The following is an 18,701-nucleotide window of genomic DNA, read 5'->3' on the forward strand; positions in this document are numbered from 1 at the left end:
CATACGTATATTCAAGCCTAACCTGGAGATGCTTGTGAAATGAAAACGATGAAAACAATGAAAATTTTACTAATTATGTAAACCTTTTATGGTTCATTTGCTGTCTAGCTTGGTTATGTAATGCTATACTCATCTTGATACAGGAGGTGCTGTCATGCTGCTCGAAGCGATGTATCACGTTCCCCGTGACAAGTGGGCCTATGCCTACAACACGTCTACGATTCATCTGCGTGTACGTACGAAGAGAGATGATGTAGACTATGTGACTGCACTGACCGGTGATAAATATGATTGGGACGGAACCTACAGGGAAATCCAACTGGAAAAGGCTGCTTCGGATAGCATGTTCGACTACTGGGAGGCTGCGGTTAAACCCAAATTCAAACGACTCACCTATATTTTTCGAGTCACAGCGGGTCATGAAAATGTATTTCTGGCTGACAATGGAATTCACCGAGATCCCCCTTACCCTACTGGAGGATATTACGAATTCTCGTACATTCATGAGATTGATGTATTTAAGGTTCCCGAATGGGCCAAAGAAGCGGTTTTTTACCAGATCATGACCGAACGGTTCGCCAATGGCAATCCAGACCTTAATCCCGAAGGAACTCATGCCTGGGGAGGTACACCCGAGCTGGATAACTACTTTGGCGGAGACCTGCAAGGCGTCCTCGATCATCTGGATGATCTAACCAAGCTTGGCGTAAATGCTATATATTTCACCCCCCTCTTTCAAGCCAACTCCTACCATAAATATGACACCATTGATTATAAAAAAGTAGATCCGCATTTTGGAGATAATGATTTGCTCAAAAAAGTCACCGAGGAATGCCACCGGCGTGGTATCCGCGTCATGCTTGACGCTGTTTTTAATCATTGCAGTGAAGATTTCCCGCCTTTTCAGGATGTGCTGCAAAATGGAAAACAATCAAAGTATGCAGACTGGTTTCATATCAATGAATTTCCTGTTGGTATTAAGAACGGTATACCTACCTATGATACCTTCGGTTTTTATGGAAATATGCCGAAATTTAACACGGCCAATCCGGAAGTGAAAGCGTATCTGCTCGATGTCGCGGAATACTGGATTAAGGAGATCAAGCTCGACGGCTGGAGATTGGATGTAGCGAACGAAGTGGATAACCACTTCTGGCGGGATTTCCGTAAGGTTGTTAAAACGGCAAACCCGGAAGCCTATATTGTGGGCGAGGTTTGGAGTGATTCCCTGACATGGCTGATGGGTGACCAGTTTGATTCCGTCATGAACTACCCTTTTGCCGACAAAGTCCTGGAATTTTTCTGCGGATCCATGGATGGCTACAACTTTGCGAATGAAATGGGCTCCCTTATAATGCGGTATCCCCAGCAAACCAATGAAGTGATCTTCAATATGTTATGCAGTCATGATACACCTCGCCTGCTCTCTCGATGCGGTGAAGACAAACGCCGATTAAAACTGTCCGTTGTATTCCTGTTTACCTACATCGGTACGCCGTGTATCTTCTATGGAGATGAAGTAGGCATCAGCGGTGAAGGAGATCCCGATTGCCGCAAATGTATGGAATGGGACCCTGCCAAGCAAGATCGGGAGCTCTATGACTTCTACCGGCTGATGATTGATCTGCGCAAAAGCAATGAGGCTCTTCGCAAAGGGCGCTTCCGCTTCCTGAAAGCGGATCACAACGACCCCTGTATCGTATACGAGCGAATGGATGATCAGCTTCACTTTACCGTCTGGATGAATAATACGCCTGATGTACGCACCCTCTCTCACCCTATGGAGACCAGGGACTGGAGAGATGCGCTAACCGAAGACCTCGTTATTCCCACAGAGGGCATCATGAACATTAAACTCGATCCTTACGGTTATCGAATTCTATACAGACAGTTAGATCCTTCATAAAGGAATCTCCTAATTCATCAGATCCATGCACCTTTTCCTCGATCTGGTGTTTAGGAGGTTTTTTTATGATAATTGCTAAACCTTGGTCCCCTTGATATTACCATTGGCATCGACAGTGACTCTCCAGCGGGTGGAGTTGGGTCCTGTCAGTACAAGGTCGTTCACCAGTTGATAGACAGAACCGTTGTTGTCCTTAACCACATCGATCACGACGTTTTTTCCATTCGAAAAAGCGCTGGACCCGAATAAATATCGACCAGTAGCACTAGACGATACCAGCAGCACATTATCTTTGATAATGTTATTTTCCACAACCCGATTGGCATTATCAAAATGGACTGCCCACCAATTCCCATCATAGTTCATGCGATTGCCCGTTATGACGCTGTTTGATCCACGAATTTTTAGTGATGTGCCTTTACCCGAAATGGAATTGCTTGTGAATGTCACATGATCATTAATGCTGACCATCCGGTCAGGATTGGTCGTGACAAAACCAGGCTGAATGATATTGCCGGTGGCGACTACCCCATTACTCAAGTCCATAGCAATGCCTGCTTTGGCAATATAATTGCCTTTGATGATGATGTTTCCGTCTGCAATAATTCCCCAATGATTGCCATTAGGAATCACGATATTATCGGAGATAACGCCAATATCCATGCCTTCAATCCCGTTATTGGTTCTGGCCTCAATGGCTGCTGTAGGATTCGACCTTAAAATGCTATCAATATAATTGCCCTGAATCACAAAAATATGGTTGCTCTCATCATTTGGGTTGAATTGGGAAGGGAGAAAGGAGACAGAAACGACAGAGCTATTTCGAATATTACTGAAGAAGTTTGAAGTGACAAATGCGCCTCTAAAACCGATAAGCCCTACGCCAAATGCTGTTCCGATCACACTGTTATCATGGATATGGAGGCTCCGTGCCCCTGTCTCGCCACCTTCATTGTTACATGTAATGCCTCCACCTACTTTAGGCACATTGGACCCTTGCTGGCCCGCTGTAAACGTAGTATAGTCTGCATCGGTTGACAATACGGGTGTATGAAGATAGTTTGTCGTTACAAATACGTTCCAGGTTGCTTTAATGAGGATTCCGTCCCCCAAGTATCGGTAGCAGTCATTCTGGCTAATGATGACAAAGGCCAGATTGGTCCTCACTGCAATGGGCTCTTCACCCAAGTGGTGAAGCTTGTTGTTTCTAATGATAACATTTCTTGAAGGATTCTCCTGACTGGTTGAACCGTTCACACCGATGCCGTCCGTAAATTTGCTAATATCATTATTCTGCAATATGACATTGTTGGAATTCTCTACGTAAATACCTGTTCTTCCTTTGGCCCATCCAGCCTGAGTTGTACGCCTTAACGTTAGGCCACTTACTTCAATGTGGTTGCTGTTTTCGAAGCGTAAACCCTGATCCGAAACTTCCAATATGGCTCCCGGATGAGCTCTGATGGTTACCGCTTTTCCATAAAACGTATAAAACCATCCCGATTTTATGACTTTGTAGTGTCCTGGCGTGAATAGTAAGATATCACCTTCTTGCGCTGAGTCAAAAAAAGCTTTGATCTGTGCGGATTGGTCAGTTCCATCACCCGGAGCGAAGTTTCTAACGTCAATGATATTTCCAGGGATAGAAGATTCAACCGCTGCAATATTCCCCAAGATCTGACTAAACATTGCGTTCATCTTGAGTGGATCAAATGTTTCATTCCCACCCCATGCCTCCAGATTCGGATTATAAGTGGAGGTGAAATTAATATGATTGGCCATTTTACCAACTCTCTTTCATCCATTTTTCAACCTCATTCACTTCATTCGACCTCTACAGGGCATTCCAACATGGCTCCGGATTTATTCTGCAAAAAAAGCCACAGTACGATATATACTGCGGCTCCGTGGTTTGGTCATTATTTTGTATTTTCAACAGTAATGCTGCGATAAATGTCCATGTATTCATCAGCCGAAACATCCCAGCTGTAATCCCCGTTCATGCCATTTTTCACAATCTTCTTCCAGTGGTCGGGCTCGCGATACAACTTCTCTGCACGACGGATCGTATTCATCATGTCATGTGCGTTAAAGCTGGTAAACGAGAAGCCGTTCCCTTCACCGCTGAACTCATTGTATGCCTGCACAGTATCGTTAAGACCACCCGTTTCACGGACAAGCGGCACACTGCCATACCGGAGTGCTAACAGCTGACTTATACCGCACGGTTCAAACTTGGAAGGCATGAGAAATATATCACTTCCTGCATAGAAACGACGGGATAATCCATCGTTGAACTTGATTTGGGCTGACATTTTCAGTGGATAACGATAGGACGCCTCCCGGAACCAATGCTCGTAGGCAGGATCCCCGGTTCCCAATACGGCGAACTGGATGTCATCATAATACAACAGCTCATCCAATATGCGACAAACGAGATCAAGTCCTTTAGAGTCAACAAGTCGGGTAACCATGACCATCAATGGTGCGTCTGGACGGACAGGCAGCCCGAGCTCTTTCTGCAGCTCAATCTTATTCTCCGTTTTCTTGGAAAGGCTTGTTCTGTACTTCACCGGGATTTTGTTATCCGTCGCCGGGTTGTAACTCTTGGTATCAATACCATTCACAATTCCGGTAAAACGTTCTCCAAGCGAGCTAAGCAAACCGTCCAAACCATAGCCGTAATAGGAAGTTTTCACTTCCTGTGCGTAGGTGGGGCTGACTGTTGTTACATGGTCAGAATAGACAATACCTGATTTTAGAAAATTGACATTACCATAATATTCTGCGCCATCCATGGTGAAATATCGGTCGTCCAGTTCAAGCAAATCGCTGAATAACGAATGCGGGAATACACCTTGATACAACAGATTATGTATGGTGAATACGGTACGGATCTCACTATAGAATGGCTCATGTGCGTAATGTGCCTGCAGCAGCAGCGGAATCATTCCCGCATGCCAGTCATGACTATGAAGCACATCCGGCTTGAAGTCCAGCAGCGGCAATACCTCGAGTACCGCGCGATTGAAGAAAGCAAATCTCTCCCCATCATCCATATACCCGTAGACTCCATCACGGCCAAAGTAATATTCGTTATCGACAAAATAAATGGGGATACCGTCATGGACGAGCATCTCAATGCCGCAGTATTGTCTGCGCCAGCCCAGTGGAACATCCGTCACGATAACCGGCTTCATGGCCTCCTTATATTCGTCAGGAATCCCTTTATATTTGGGTAAAATGACACGAACATCTGCCCCAGCCTTTTTCAAGGCTTGAGGCAAAGCTCCAATAACGTCAGCGAGTCCACCCGTTTTGATAAATGGATGGCCCTCGGCAGCAGCGAATAAAAGTTTCACGCCTTCTTCCCCCTTTTTGTTTTGGCAGTGGTCTTATTTGTATTTTTGAGTGCTTTTGGTCTGACCGATGCGACTTCATTTGCTGTCTCACCCGTTTTCCGACGTGTATTCTTTTTTAGAATAACCACGCTTAGCGGAGGCAAAACAATCTCCAGACTGTGGGGATGGCCATGAAAAGGAATCTTTTCGGTAGCTATCTGCATATCATTCAATATACCTGATCCCCCGTAATCGGGATGATCACTGTTCAGAACTTCGGCATACATACCGGGACGCATGACACCAATCCGGTAACGCTCCCGCTTGACCGGCTGGAAGTTAACAAGCACAAGGAGTGTATCCGCAGGTTTTTTTCCTTTGCGTACATATGAAATGACACTTTGGCCATGGTCATCCGGAGTGATCCATTCATATCCGTCCAGGGAATGATCAAGCTCCCACAAAGCTTTTTCGCTCAGGTACAGCTCAGACAGATCACGTTCAAACTTGTGGAGTTTGCGGTGACTGTCATAATCCAGCAAAAACCAATCCAGCTCATCCTCATCTTTCCATTCAATGAACTGGCCAAATTCTCCGCCCATAAAGAGCAGCTTTTTGCCTGGGAAAGTCATGAAGTAACCCAAGAAAGCTCGCATGCCATCAAATTTTTGTTCGTACGATCCAGGCATCTTGTCCAGCAAGGACTTTTTGCCATGTACGACTTCGTCATGCGACAGAGGCAGCACATAATTCTCAGAGAAGGAGTACACCACAGGAAATGTCAGCAAATGATGCTTCGACGGACGATTGTGGAAATCGGTTTTCATATAGTCCAGCGTATCGTTCATCCAACCCATGTTCCATTTATAATTGAATCCCAGTCCGCCTACGTCCACAGGAGACGTGACCATCGGCCATGCACTGGACTCTTCAGCCATCATCAGCGCATAGGGATAATACTTGAAAATCGTTTCATTGAGTTGCTGCAAGAAGGCAACAGCTTCTTTATTTTCCAACCCCCCGTCTGCATTGGGACGAAATTGGCCAGAATGCTTTTCAAAGTCAAGCCTTAACATGCTGGTAACCGCGTCTACACGCAGTCCATCAAAGTGATACATTTCCATCCAATACAGCGCATTGGAGATAAGGAATGAACGAACTTCCGGTTTCGAATAATCAAAACTTAGGGTGCCCCACCCTGGTTTCTCAGCCAGCAATGGATCTGCATATTCGAACAGCGGTGTGCCATCAAACAAACGCAGACCATGGGCGTCCTTGGCAAAGTGAGCAGGCACCCAATCAAGCAGTACTCCTATTCCAGCCTGATGTAGTGTATCCACTAAATACATTAGATCCTGAGGACCTCCAAAACGGCTTGTCGGGGCGAAGAATCCCGTACTCTGATACCCCCAGGAAAGGTCATAAGGGTGTTCACTGAGCGGCATCATCTCCACATGTGTGTATTTCATTTCTAATAAGTAAGGAACGAGCAGATCCGCGATCTCTCTATAACTGTATAAAGAGCCGTCTTCCTTGCGCTTCCATGTTCCGATGTGCATTTCATAAATATGTAAAGGCTTGTTATATACAGCCCTCTGTTTCCGTCTCCATGCACCATCGTTCCATTTGTATCCCTGGATGGAACTTGTAATGGAAGCAGTCCGAGGCCGAACTTCGGCGTGGAATGCATACGGGTCTGCTTTTAGCAGTTCTGTTCCGTTTTCCGTTAAAATACGGAATTTGTATAAAGTTCCTTCACTGATTTCCGGAAAAAAACGAGTCCAAAATCCAGAATCGGGTATCTTATATAAAGGTGCCTGTTCACCTTTCCAATCATTGCGGTCAAGAGCCAGTCCTACTTCTTTGGCATTTGGAGCCCAGACAGTGAAGCGATACCCCTGACGATGATCCTCAGTCGCAGGTTGTGCGCCTAATATTCGATAACTGTGATGAAGGTTTCCTTCATGAAACAAATAGATATCCTCCGGCGAAATGGCCGGATCTGCCAATGGTTGAATGGCCAAGAGATCACCTTCTTCCCCTAGAAAATAGATATAACGTTAACCATTACCCCATTCTAGCCAAGTTGAAAAGAAAAATGACGTGTTTAAAAAAATGTTGTAATTTTACAGGAATTTTACAGTATACATCGTTTCAACAGCTCCACTTTGCGTTTATGTAAGTACTACACTGGACAAATATCTTGGGAGGGAAACGATTATGTTTAATAAAGATTGCATCGCTATGCTACTGGCGGGAGGAGAGGGGAAAAGATTAGCCCCATTGACCTCAAGTATTGCTAAACCCGCTGTACCGTTTGGCGGGCACTACCGGATTATCGATTTTCCTCTCAGCAACTGCGTAAACTCAGGAATCGATACGGTTGGCGTATTGACGCAGTACCAAGCTGAATCTTTACACGATCACATTGGTGGAGGAGAACCATGGGGACATGGGAATTCGGAAGAGGCAGGAATCTCCCTGCTTCCATCTTATCATACAGGAAATGACGAATACTTGGGAACGGCGGATGCCATTTATAAAAATATGGACTATATTGACCAGCAAAACCCCGAAAATGTTCTAATTTTGTCGGGAGACCACATTTACCACATGAATTATCGCGACATGCTGGAATCCCACAAAGCCAACAAAGCGGTTGCGACTATTTCAGTCATGGAAGTTCCTTGGGATGAAGCACATCGCTTCGGAATTATGGCTGCGGATGAAAATATGCGTGTGACCGAATTTGCAGAAAAGCCTGCTGAACCAAAAAGCAACCTGGCTTCCATGGGAATTTACATGTTTAATTGGGAGTATCTGAAACGCCATCTTCTGCTGGATGCGGCTAATCCGAATTCCAGTCATGACTTTGGTAAAGACGTTATTCCTCAAATGCTTAATGAAAACAACTCTCTTTTCGTGTATAACTTCGATGGGTACTGGAAAGATGTTGGTACTGTAAAAAGCTTGTGGGATGCTCACATGGATCTGCTGCATAACGAAGAAAACTGGAGCCTGCACAAAGAACACTGGCCGATGTTCACTCGCGACTGGAAAACCAAATTAAGTGCTCACAAAGCTCGTCATTCCCGTGCTGAGCATGCGTCCTCCATGGTTCATGAGTCATGCGCCATTGAAGGCCGTGCAGAGCGCTCTGTTATCTTCTGCGGTACTGAAGTAGGTAAAGGTTCTGAAGTCAAAGACAGTGTAATTATGCCAAATGCCCGTATCGGTAGAGGTGTTCACATCGAACGTGCCATTATTGGTGAAGGTGCCATGATCAAGGACGGCGCCATTGTCAAAGGCACGGCTGATGAAATTGTCGTTGTAGGCCCGAATGAGGTTGTATCTGCCAAACCGGCAGTCCGCACTCAGCCTGCACGTATTCTGAAAGAAGTATATGAGAAAACCGGCCGCTTGCGCGCTGGCGAACTCTCTTCATAATATACCAAAAAAGGCAAGCCGTTAATGGCTCGCCTTTTTTGGTGCTTTCAGAAGGTGTCGATTGTCAATCGGATGTCTATTCGCTTTTGCCTGTATCTGAACCCGGTTTGATGTGTTGTTCCCCGCTCTCTTGATGCGTTTCTGAAGGGAGTTCATCAACCGGATGCTCGGTTATGATCTCTTCTTCCGGCAAAGCGGGCAGTTCTATCGTGACGGTTGTACCCGATCCTAGTTCACTTTGTATCGTAATTGTTCCTTCATGCAGTTCCACGAGTTCTTGCGTAATGGCAAGCCCCAATCCTGTTCCACCATTCTGGTGATTGACCTGGAAGAATCGATCACGTACCTTGATGAGATGCTCCTCGCTAATCCCGATCCCGGTGTCCTGCACAGCAGCTATGATCTTCCCGTCCTCTTCTTTTACCGACAGATAAATCCACGAATTTTCGTGTGAGAATTTAATTGCATTATCCACGATGTTCAGGAATACCTGTTTTAGGCGATTTCCATCACCATGCACGTTAAAAGCACGGGTCTCATCTGTTTCCAGCTTCAAATGTATTTGCTTTTGTTCCGCTTTGGCCCAGACGTTTAACATCGTTTCCTGCACAATCTCGCGAATGCTGACCGTACCTTTGACCAGCTTCATCTGATTTTGCTGCAGTTTGGAGAAATCCAGCATCTCTTCGACAAGCCCAATTAAGCGTTCTGTTTCTTTCGAGATAATGCTCATGCCGATACGTGTCTCATCCGGATCATATCCGCCTGAGTCCAACGTTTCACTCCAGCCTTTGATACTGGTCAGTGGTGTTCTGAGCTCATGGGAAATGGATGATATAAAATCATCCTTGATCTGGTTACTGCGAACAATCTCATGAGCCATAAAATTCAGTGTAGATGCCAGTTCACCAAGTTCGTGCTTATAGTTCCCTTTGACTCTGACATCCAGACGTCCTCTCGCCATCTGGGCAGATACTGCGGTAATATTGTTAATGGGACGCACGATGGAGTTCGCCATACCAATACTGATAATCAGAACAATGGCCATAACGGCAATCCCGACGGCAACGGCAAGCAATCCCATGACAAGCAGCTTCGAGTTTACATTTTCGAGTGAAGTCAGATATCTTACAATGTACGTATTCTCGCCACCCAGATCAAGTTTGTGCGAAACGGCCATGACTTGCTCACCGGTGCCCGGTTGTCTGCCTACCCACCGTCCCGTATTGCCATTTATGGCCTGCATAATATCACTTGTCTGCATCACAGCCCGGTCAGACTCGAAGGCAGCAGAGCTGGCAAGAACTCGTCCGTTGAGATCAAGAATTTCGAGCTCTGTGCTGGATAGTTCCAGGTTCGAAAGTAACTTCGACAGATTACCATTATCCGCATTATCCTCACGGGCAATGGGCTCCAAAAAGTCTTTTGACATGGAAATATGAGAGCTGATGGTATTGTAGATACTCTCGTAATAATACCGCTGCACCGCAAGCATAAAAATAAATTCCACCAATAACAGAGCAAGCAGAACTACGAAAAAATAATGTAGTACGATCTGCCTGGTGATGCCTTTTTTAATCATTGCTCCCGGCCCTTCCATTTATAACCGTGACCCCATACAGTCTGCAGGTATTCAGGTTCGGAAGGATTATTCTCGATTTTCTGGCGTAAGCGGCGAATGTTCACATCCACAATTTTGGGATCTCCCATATATTCCTTGCCCCATACATGATCCAGGAGCAGATCACGGCTAAGTGGTGTATTCTCTTTTTCCAGGAAGAATTGAATAAGTGAAAATTCCGTTGGAGTCAATTCAATCAATTCATTTTGTTTTTTAAATTGTTTGGAGATTAAATCAAGAGAAAACGGCCCCGATTGGAATGTGACCTTAGCTGCAGTTTCCCGATGCACATTTACTCTGCGCAGCAAGGATTGGATTCGTGCGATCAGTTCGGTCGGGCTGAATGGTTTGCTTACATGATCGTCAGCTCCAACAGAAAGAGCATATACCTTGTCCTGTTCCTGAACCTTGGCCGTCAAGAAAATGATGCCCAAACGTTCATTGGTTTCACGGATGCGACGACACACTTCGAAACCGTCAATTCCAGGTACCATGACATCAAGAAGAGCCAGGTCAATATCGGGTACAGTTTGCAATATGCGAAGTGCTTCATGCCCATCTCCTGCTTCAAGCACTTCGAACCCGTTTCTCTTCAAATTGATAACGATAAAACTGCGGATGGATTCTTCATCCTCAAGTATAAGTACTTTACTCATTTAGTTCTCCCTTTCTGTTCAGCTGAGACATATTATCAAGTAATCCATCATTACTATCCTGCGCATTACGTGAAGCAATCACCCGGTCGTTTGTTCGGGTAATTTCCTTCCATCTCTTTCCTTTTTCCTGTTCCCACTGAGAAAGCGTGAAATATTTAATTTCACCCACGGTTTCATCCGTATCAATCATTTTAAATCGAATATATTTTTCTTTTTCCGACTTGGTATCAATGGTAATCTTCCCGTACCACTCCGGCTTTAGATTTAAATGAAACAGATTGGCATCATCACGATACTGGAACGAAACAAATTCTTTTCCATCCTTGCCATCCCATTGATAAAAGGTATAAAACCACATGCGGGAGTCAAACACGTAATGTTCCCAGCCCTTTGGCGTTTCCTTTAGTCCAAATTCAATAATACCATCATTGTTGAAATCACCGCTTAAAATTTTGTCATCTCTATAGGTTTGATCAGGGGATTTGAAGGCATTCACCAGTTTGTTATCCTTCACATAGATCAGTTGTGAGAATGAACTGCGGTCATCCAGCTCTGTGTCCAGCACAATACCCATCTTATCCTTGGCGATTTCTCCTCCAAGCGCATTGTAGATCTCTTTAACGGTATAATCGGTTTGCAGCCGATCAACTTCCTTAAAGCTGCCTTCGTCATACTGATACAACGCTACACTTGCAAACCCACTGTTATTTAGGGCTACAATGGCAAAATCGCTTTTTCCATCCCCATTCATGTCCAATGTGTTACCTTGCAGATCATCAATAATATACTGGTTATAAGGGACTCCACCCAATACCTGCTCAAGTGCACCGCCATTATATGAATACGCCGTCAGTGCTTTTTGGTCTTGCAGACTCACACCGAGGATGATATCCGGGTTTCCATCGTTTGTGATATCCAACACTTTAAAGGATTGCAATTCACTTCCCGGAACGTCAAACGTCAGCTTCTTAACCCACGTATCTCCCTGTTCCTCCAGGAGCATGCCATGGATACGCACATTCTCATTGGGTGTTTCGTAAAATACGATAGCTTCGCGCGTGCCGTCCCCGTCGAGATCTTCAACACGAATCATGCTGGTATTGTTCATGTCTTTGGGACGAATCAGATTGCTCTCTGGCGGCTGCTCTTTCTGAACAACGTAAAACAATTTTTCTTTGTCCGTGGACAGCATGGGTTTCTTCATCAAGCCCTTGGGGTCGCTTATGACCGTACATCCGCTAAGAACGGAGCCGAGCACCACTGTCACTGCTCCACACGCTAACAGGCGCCCCCATCTTGAGTTAAGCAATTTCATCACTCATTTCAATAGTTTAAATCATGTTTTTTTCCTTCTGTGTCAGTCTACGTCCACGTATATCAAAGGCAATCTTGCCTTCTGCAAGACCCCAGATGCGAGCTGCATGTTTCTCCGCCATCTCAATGGGTAACACGGCAATAACCGTTGCCCGTTCTTCTTCGCACAGTTTCCGCAGCGTCTCGAGTACTGTGTCGGCAGTATGTGGGTCAAGCCCAATTACTGGTTCATCCGCGAGAATGACTTTCGCCCCATGGGCGAGTGCACGGGCAATCGCTACGCGCTGCTTCTCACCACCGCTTAGCTTTTCTGCAGTTTGATGAGCTTTATCCAAAAGTCCAAGGCCTTCAAGATAATCCATGGCACCCATGTAATCATCAGAAAGGACCATTCCAGTCACCATTCTCCACCAAGGCGTCTGACCAGACCGGCCGATCAATACGTTTTTGAGTGCTGACTTTCTAGGATAGAGCTGAGGATTCTGTTCCAAGTATGCCCATTCACGCTTAATTTTCCGTTTGCCGGACCAGCCTTCTTTCAAAATTTCGACACCGTCAACCGTAAATCGGCCACCATCCCATTTCTCCATCATGGCCAGGCACTTGAGCAGCATGCTTTTTCCACTGCCGCTTGAACCGACTACTGCGATCATTTCACCTTGCTGCATATCAAATCGTATATCCCGCAGAACCGGAACACGGTCCGCTCCAACGGATTTAATCAAATTCTCAACTCTGATCATCGCGATGTCTCCTCTTGTCCATGTTTTTCCCTACTATATAGTGTACTCGGAAATGGACATCAATTTCCATGCGAACACCAGCTTCTATTTTAACACAGAATGAGAACTTGGTTTATGTTGGAACAGGACACCTGCGGCACCAAAAAGCAGATAAAAACAACCAAGCAGGATAAACATGCTTCCGGGTGAGATCCAATTGATCATCTGTCCACCCAGATTCGGCCCCAGAATACTGCCTATCGTAAAATGGAATGAGGCCACAACGTTTGCTGCAGGAAGAAGTGCCTTTGGTAAAATATCTGCTGCATAGGCAAGTCCAAGCGAGAAAAACGATCCTACCAGCCCACCAGCTACGGTCAGGAGTACCAGCGTCCACCAGAAGTGAGTTCCGGCCACAGGTACCAGCATGAACATCACCCCGCCTGCAATACCAGCAGACATTAACACTTTTTTACGTCCAAAGCGGTCACTGAGGATGCCCAGAGGTAACTGCAGAAACAAACCTCCTATTCCCACAAACGGCAGTAAAGATGAGATCTGATTGGCGTCTAAACCGATCCGCAAGCCATATACCGGAAAGTTGCTGTTCATCCCGGCTTCCATATAGCCATAAAGTAGAGCTGGTATTAACGCATACCATGCCCAGGCCCAGCTGCGTCGGAAGCGGCGTTCCGGAAGCTGACCATGCTCTGCTTTTTCCGGTTTGGTATCCGGAAGCTTCATTAATACAAGCAGAAGCACAGCCGCCATACAAACAAAAAGAACCCAGAACGGCACTGCCTCGCCAAATCCGAGCAGCTTGATGCCCAATGGGCCGATACTGAAGCCAAGTCCGTAGGACATGCCATATAGGGATATGTAACGACCTCTCTTTTCGGGTGCTGTCACGAGAAGGACCCAGAGCTGAGCAGCATAATGTAATGCACTATCGCCTATACCAACGACGAGACGAAGAATAAACCATATTTTAATATCCGGTAAATACGGAAAAAGAATCAGGGGAAACATAACAAATAACAGGCCGCCGACAATCAGCTTTTTGAAACCAACCGCTCCGAGCAGCCGTTCAGCGACCAGAGTCATTGCAAAGGAACCTACATACAGCGCTGCTGCATTGAGGCCATTCAACCCTGGTGATACCCCTTTTTGCTCGAGAAAAATGGATAGTACAGGAAGCAATAGTCCCTGACTAATCCCTGCTACAACTATAACGATGATCAGGATGAGATAGTTGGATGTAGAATGTGATGATTTTGCGACATTAATGGATGACACGAATTTCATTCCTCCTGCGGACAACCAAAAGAAAAATCGCCATCGCTGACGACTTTTCGCATGTTATTCATATTCATATGATAAAGCGCTGCTTCACCGGTGCTTTTGCCCCGGACTTGAACATTATAGTGGACAACGCCCTGCAAAACAAGCCATAATAGTACATAAGTCGCTGCGTACATTTAGATGTGACGGGAGGATTCTGCATCGTTATGACTTATCATGTCAAGATTGATGTTTCACCGATATATGAAATGCTGAACAGTTTTCTTGTATATGTCACGAAAAAATGGATTCAACATTTGGATGTTGGACCCGAATGGATTCTTGAAGTGGAAGGCAAACTAAGTTCCAACGTACGTGCTGCTCTCGCACCTGCGTCGACTTGGCCTTTTGATGATTTTGATGTTTTGTTCGCATGGGCCGCCTACCGGACCTGCTCTTCAGAGAATCAGGATTTTCTCAATATGCTTGCGAGTCTGCCTGCAGAGGAATTGTTTGCACGAGTATCTCCTCTTCTGCCGAGTATTACAATAGAAGAAACAAGTCGCATTCGGGACAGTTACGTGCCGCTTCTACGTCTCTGGGACCAGCATTACTGCCAAAATATAAGTGACGATTACCGTACCTGGCTGGAAGAGGACGCTCAGGAGAAGCGAATTCTTTTGGAGAAAATGGGACCTGAACTGCTTATCGAATATGCTACAGCAGGTGTTATTGTGGAACCAATGCCCGGATTAGATGAAGTGATTCTATTCCCCACAGTACATAACCGTCCAATTAATATTTACTGCTTCTACGAAGGCATGATGATTATGCAATACCCGGTTGATACTCCTGAAGAGAATGAAGATCAGCCGCCAACCTGTTTGCTTCGTTTTACTCATGCTTTGGCTGATCCCGAACGGCTTCGCCTGCTTCGTTATGTATCCGATGAGCCGAAGTCGCTTGCGGAGATGTGTGAAGAATTGAACAAAGACGAAGACATGGTGAAAGATCAGGTTATGGCGCTGCGTGTCGCAGGTTTGCTGCGTACCCATCTGCTCGGCAGTAACCGCAAAGAGAAATACAGTATCCGGCCGGATGGCGTGTCTGAATTGAACATGTTCCTAGAATCCTATATACGCATATAAATGAGAATGTAACTGGAGTTGCCGGCAGCAAGGAGTGATTTTTTAAAATGAACATGATTAAACAGCACATCATTTTCGATTTGGACGATACACTCGTCTATTGCAACAAATATTTCAACTTAGTCCTCGGTGAGTTCTTCGAGAATATGCAGGAGTGGTTTGACAATCACGCATTAACCGTCCAGGACATTCGTGACAAACAACTGGAGATTGACGTGACCGGTGTGAACCAGGTCGGATTCGCCAGTCACCATTTTCCACAGTCTCTAATTGATACGTATCGCTATTTCTCTCAGAAATATGCAAGAGCCACTTCCACTGAAGAAGAAACGTTCCTCACGAAGCTTGGTATGAGTGTATATGATCGGGAGGTTGAACCTTACCCTCACATGGTTGAGACACTGGAAAGCCTGCAATCAGCTGGACATGCCCTCTATCTGTATACCGGAGGCGAAACGGTGATTCAACAACGGAAGATTGATCAGATGAAATTATCTGCTTATTTCGATGACCGTATCTATATAAGGCAGCATAAAAACGTCGAAGCACTTGAAAGCATTATATCTTCCGGCCCCTTCGACCGCAAAACAACATGGATGATCGGAAACTCATTACGCACGGATATTTTGCCAGCAGTCACGGCTGGAATCCATAGCATATATATTAAACAACCCAATGAATGGCAGTATAACATTGTTGAACTTCAGCCCAATCCGGAGACTTCGATGTACACCATCACCGCTCTCGAAGAGGTGCCTCAGGTCATTCATGAAAATATTCAACAGCAGCAAAAAAGGACCCTGGGTTAAGGGTCCTTTTTTTGTTTACATCACATCTGTGATTTCTTTATTTTTTTGAACAACCTTACTACTCCTGCCTTTCAGCTGACAGCTTGCCCGAAGATAGATCCTGCAGGATGATTTTAGCCTTAACCGTACTCCCGTCCTTACGTTTGAAAGACAGCACCTGAGTGCTTCCCTTCTCGATCAAGGACTTTAACATCGTACTGGTTATTTTTTTGCCAACGTACTCTTTCCAGATGACAAACCCGCAGCCTTCCTTAAATCGCGTACACCCATAGCCTTTTTTTCCCTCAATAATCTGACCGGTGCATCCAGGTGAGGGACAAGATGCCAAGGGCTCACGAACACCGGCATTTGCCGAGCTCGCAGATGCAGTCTTTGCTACTGAGACTGCTGTGTTACTCGATTTGGAGACAGATCCTGAAGACTGCCGTGATGATTTGGCAGCTGATGCTGCTGTTCTCGCTGTTGTTTTCGTTCCTGATTTTAAGGATTTTGCTCCCCTGCCTTTGCCACGTCCCCCGCGTGAATCTTCCCCGAAGGCGTCTGCAGGTGCAGGAGCTTGTACACGCACCTTATCAATGATGGACATCGTAAATTTCTTCACGTTCTCCATAAACTTGTCCTGACCGGCTTCCCCTTTGGAGATCTGATACAATCTTCTCTCCCATTGTCCAGTCATCTCCGGAGAGGTTAACAAATCAACTCCAGCTCGCCGAATCAATTCGATCGCTGTTCGGCCTTTTAACGTCAGCTGCATTTTTTTCCCCTGCATCGTGATATAACCAACATTTTTGAGCCGCTCGATGGTTGCAGCTCGTGTTGCTGGCGTGCCCAGACCGCTGTCCTTCATGGCATCTCGAAGTTCCTCGTTTTCGATCTGCTTCCCCGCACTTTCCATCGCTTTCAGCAAAGTTCCCTCTGTATAACTTTTGGGAGGTTGGGTTGCTTTTTCCTTGAACTCGCTCTTGCTGCACTGCACTGGAAGTTCAGGCTGCACAGAGAACGACTTATCCGTCCATTCTTCGGATTCTTCTTCCTCATTATTGTTCTTCTTCGTTTTTTTCTTTCCCGAGCCATTCTGCTCTTGATCTGCAGAAGGCAGAACGACTTTCCACCCGAGTGACAGCAGTTCCTTCACAGAAGTTTTGAACTGATGCTGCTCTACTTCAGTAAGTACGGTATGCTGTTTATACTCTGCAGGCGGATAGAAATGAGACAAGAATCGTCTGACGATCAGGTCGTAGATGTTCTGCTCATCCTTCGATAAGGTACCTGGCCTTTTTAATGTAGGTAAAATGGCATGGTGATCCTCAACCTTGGAAGGATTGCAGACTCCCTTGTTATTTTTATGAACCAATTCAGGCTTTGCACCAATGGCCAGTTCACTATAGGGGCCGTTCTTCAGCAGGTTTAATGTTTTGTGCATACCCTCAATATTCTGTTCCGTAACATAGTTGGAATTCGTCCGCGGATAGGAAATAACCTTGTGTTTCTCGTACAAGGCCTGTGCAATGTCCAGTGTCTTCTTCGCTCCATACCCATACTTGGCATTGGCTTCACGCTGCAGCAGAGTCAGATCATATAGTCTGTACGGATACTCCTTCGTTTGCTTCGCCTCGTACTTGGTAATATGTCCGGTCTTGCCCTTCACACTGCTCGCTATCGCTTCAGCAGCCTCCGCGTCTGTGAGCTTGTCTCCTTGGCGTAAGCCTCTGTACTCTACACCCTCCTGACGGAACCAGGCGGCGACTTCATAAAATGTCTGTGATTGAAATGCCTCAATCTCCATTTCCCGATCATAGATCAACGCAAGAACCGGTGTCTGTACTCGTCCCACAGATAACAGCGCGTTATGCCGAGTCGTAAAGGCTCGTGATGCGTTCATGCCAATCAGCCAATCGGCCTCACTTCGGGCGCGAGCAGCATGAGTCAGATTTTCGAACTCTGATGCATCCTTAAGCCCGTCAAAGCCACGCTTAATGCTCTCTGCAGTCAGGTCCGAAATCCATAGTCGTTTAACTGGCTGACGCAGCTTCAACTGCTGTTGAATCAATGCAAAAATATACTGGCCTTCACGCCCGGCATCACATGCATTTACGATCGATGATGCTCGTTTGGCAAGCTCTCCAATGATCTTCAGTTGATCTTTTGTTCTGGGATTCGGCACAATTTTGAACTGATCCGGAATAATGGGCAGATCCGCAATATTCCATCGTTTGTATTTCGTATCATATGCATCCGGTTCAGCAAGCCCGAGCAGATGACCAATCGCCCAAGTGATAATGTAATGCTCACCTTCAAGATAACTGCGATTGTTCTTGGCTCTTGGTTCTATGACGGCGGCAATGGTTCGACCCATATCAGGCTTTTCCGCTATAACCAATGTCTTCATCCGTCCATCTCTCCTCCTTCACCGTCCGCATGACGGCAAAAAGGGGCCTTCCGCCCACGGAAGCCCC

13 protein-coding genes are annotated in these 18,701 nt (G+C 45.9%); 4 read left to right on the plus strand and 9 right to left on the minus strand.

Features of this window, described 5'->3' with window-relative positions; all coding sequences use genetic code 11:
• Positions 1-154: 154 nt before the first annotated feature.
• Entirely contained in the window at positions 155-1,906 is a 1,752-nt protein-coding gene (locus F4V51_RS17310) for an alpha-glycosidase (protein WP_153979001.1), read from the plus strand.
• A 75-nt stretch (positions 1,907-1,981) separates the two neighbouring features.
• Here F4V51_RS17310 and F4V51_RS17315 read toward each other — a convergent pair whose 3' ends face one another.
• The 3 genes from F4V51_RS17315 to glgB all read right to left on the minus strand — a co-directional run bounded on the left by F4V51_RS17315 (position 1,982) and on the right by glgB (position 7,271).
• Complete coding sequence (locus tag F4V51_RS17315) at positions 1,982-3,688, minus strand: right-handed parallel beta-helix repeat-containing protein (protein ID WP_153979002.1); 1,707 nt, start codon at positions 3,686-3,688, stop codon at positions 1,982-1,984.
• Between the two features lie 137 nt (positions 3,689-3,825).
• Positions 3,826-5,268, minus strand: coding sequence for a glycogen synthase GlgA (gene glgA / locus F4V51_RS17320; protein ID WP_127536736.1), 1,443 nt, complete (start codon positions 5,266-5,268; stop codon positions 3,826-3,828).
• A complete protein-coding gene (gene glgB / locus F4V51_RS17325) occupies positions 5,265-7,271 on the minus strand; it encodes a 1,4-alpha-glucan branching protein GlgB (protein ID WP_153979003.1) in 2,007 nt (668 codons plus the stop codon). The genes glgA and glgB overlap by 4 nt, the downstream gene beginning before the upstream one ends.
• 196 nt (positions 7,272-7,467) lie before the next feature.
• On the opposite strand from glgB, the gene F4V51_RS17330 reads away from it, so the two are divergent.
• Positions 7,468-8,694, plus strand: a complete 1,227-nt coding sequence (locus F4V51_RS17330) for a glucose-1-phosphate adenylyltransferase (protein WP_153979004.1) — start codon at positions 7,468-7,470, stop codon at positions 8,692-8,694.
• 76 nt (positions 8,695-8,770) lie between these two features.
• On the opposite strand, the gene F4V51_RS17335 is transcribed toward F4V51_RS17330, so the two are convergent.
• The 5 genes from F4V51_RS17335 to F4V51_RS17355 form a co-directional block, all read right to left on the minus strand.
• The gene (locus F4V51_RS17335) at positions 8,771-10,276 is read right to left on the minus strand and encodes a sensor histidine kinase (protein WP_153979005.1); all 1,506 of its coding nucleotides are present in this window, start codon (positions 10,274-10,276) and stop codon (positions 8,771-8,773) included.
• On the minus strand, positions 10,273-10,971 hold the full coding sequence (locus F4V51_RS17340; protein ID WP_095286490.1) for a response regulator transcription factor: 699 nt from the start codon (positions 10,969-10,971) through the stop codon (positions 10,273-10,275). Before F4V51_RS17340 ends, F4V51_RS17335 begins: the two co-directional genes overlap by 4 nt.
• Complete coding sequence (locus tag F4V51_RS17345; RefSeq protein ID WP_141236922.1) at positions 10,964-12,280, minus strand: hypothetical protein; 1,317 nt, start codon at positions 12,278-12,280, stop codon at positions 10,964-10,966. The genes F4V51_RS17340 and F4V51_RS17345 overlap by 8 nt, the downstream gene beginning before the upstream one ends.
• Positions 12,281-12,302: 22 nt before the next feature.
• A complete protein-coding gene (locus tag F4V51_RS17350) occupies positions 12,303-13,028 on the minus strand; it encodes a phosphonate ABC transporter ATP-binding protein (RefSeq protein WP_153979006.1) in 726 nt (241 codons plus the stop codon).
• Positions 13,029-13,112: 84 nt separating this feature from the next.
• Positions 13,113-14,303 carry an MFS transporter gene (locus F4V51_RS17355; RefSeq protein ID WP_236146581.1) on the minus strand — a complete coding sequence of 397 codons (1,191 nt, stop codon included), beginning with the start codon at positions 14,301-14,303 and terminating at the stop codon, positions 13,113-13,115.
• 212 nt (positions 14,304-14,515) lie between these two features.
• Between F4V51_RS17355 and F4V51_RS17360 the strand changes: the two genes are divergently transcribed.
• Both F4V51_RS17360 and F4V51_RS17365 read left to right on the plus strand, forming a co-directional pair.
• Positions 14,516-15,436, plus strand: coding sequence for an ArsR/SmtB family transcription factor (locus F4V51_RS17360; protein ID WP_153979008.1), 921 nt, complete (start codon positions 14,516-14,518; stop codon positions 15,434-15,436).
• Between the two features lie 47 nt (positions 15,437-15,483).
• Positions 15,484-16,245 carry an HAD family hydrolase gene (locus tag F4V51_RS17365; RefSeq protein WP_153979009.1) on the plus strand — a complete coding sequence of 254 codons (762 nt, stop codon included), beginning with the start codon at positions 15,484-15,486 and terminating at the stop codon, positions 16,243-16,245.
• A 58-nt stretch (positions 16,246-16,303) separates the two neighbouring features.
• Here the strand turns inward: F4V51_RS17365 and F4V51_RS17370 are convergent, their stop codons facing one another.
• Positions 16,304-18,634, minus strand: a complete 2,331-nt coding sequence (locus F4V51_RS17370; RefSeq protein ID WP_153979010.1) for a type IA DNA topoisomerase — start codon at positions 18,632-18,634, stop codon at positions 16,304-16,306.
• Positions 18,635-18,701 lie beyond the last annotated feature (67 nt).

This window comes from Paenibacillus xylanilyticus (genome assembly GCF_009664365.1).
GTDB classification, from domain to species: domain Bacteria; phylum Bacillota; class Bacilli; order Paenibacillales; family Paenibacillaceae; genus Paenibacillus; species Paenibacillus xylanilyticus_A.

What these genes read in the sequence shown, in the direction of transcription:
- F4V51_RS17310 (WP_153979001.1), top strand. Translation starts at nt 155, where the DNA reads ATGCTGCTCGAAGCGATGTATCACGTTCCCCGTGACAAGTGGGCCTAT.
- F4V51_RS17315 (WP_153979002.1), bottom strand. Translation starts at nt 3,688, where the DNA reads ATGGCCAATCATATTAATTTCACCTCCACTTATAATCCGAATCTGGAG.
- F4V51_RS17330 (WP_153979004.1), top strand. Translation starts at nt 7,468, where the DNA reads ATGTTTAATAAAGATTGCATCGCTATGCTACTGGCGGGAGGAGAGGGG.
- F4V51_RS17335 (WP_153979005.1), bottom strand. Translation starts at nt 10,276, where the DNA reads ATGATTAAAAAAGGCATCACCAGGCAGATCGTACTACATTATTTTTTC.
- F4V51_RS17340 (WP_095286490.1), bottom strand. Translation starts at nt 10,971, where the DNA reads ATGAGTAAAGTACTTATACTTGAGGATGAAGAATCCATCCGCAGTTTT.
- F4V51_RS17350 (WP_153979006.1), bottom strand. Translation starts at nt 13,028, where the DNA reads ATGATCAGAGTTGAGAATTTGATTAAATCCGTTGGAGCGGACCGTGTT.
- F4V51_RS17360 (WP_153979008.1), top strand. Translation starts at nt 14,516, where the DNA reads ATGACTTATCATGTCAAGATTGATGTTTCACCGATATATGAAATGCTG.
- F4V51_RS17365 (WP_153979009.1), top strand. Translation starts at nt 15,484, where the DNA reads ATGAACATGATTAAACAGCACATCATTTTCGATTTGGACGATACACTC.
- F4V51_RS17370 (WP_153979010.1), bottom strand. Translation starts at nt 18,634, where the DNA reads ATGAAGACATTGGTTATAGCGGAAAAGCCTGATATGGGTCGAACCATT.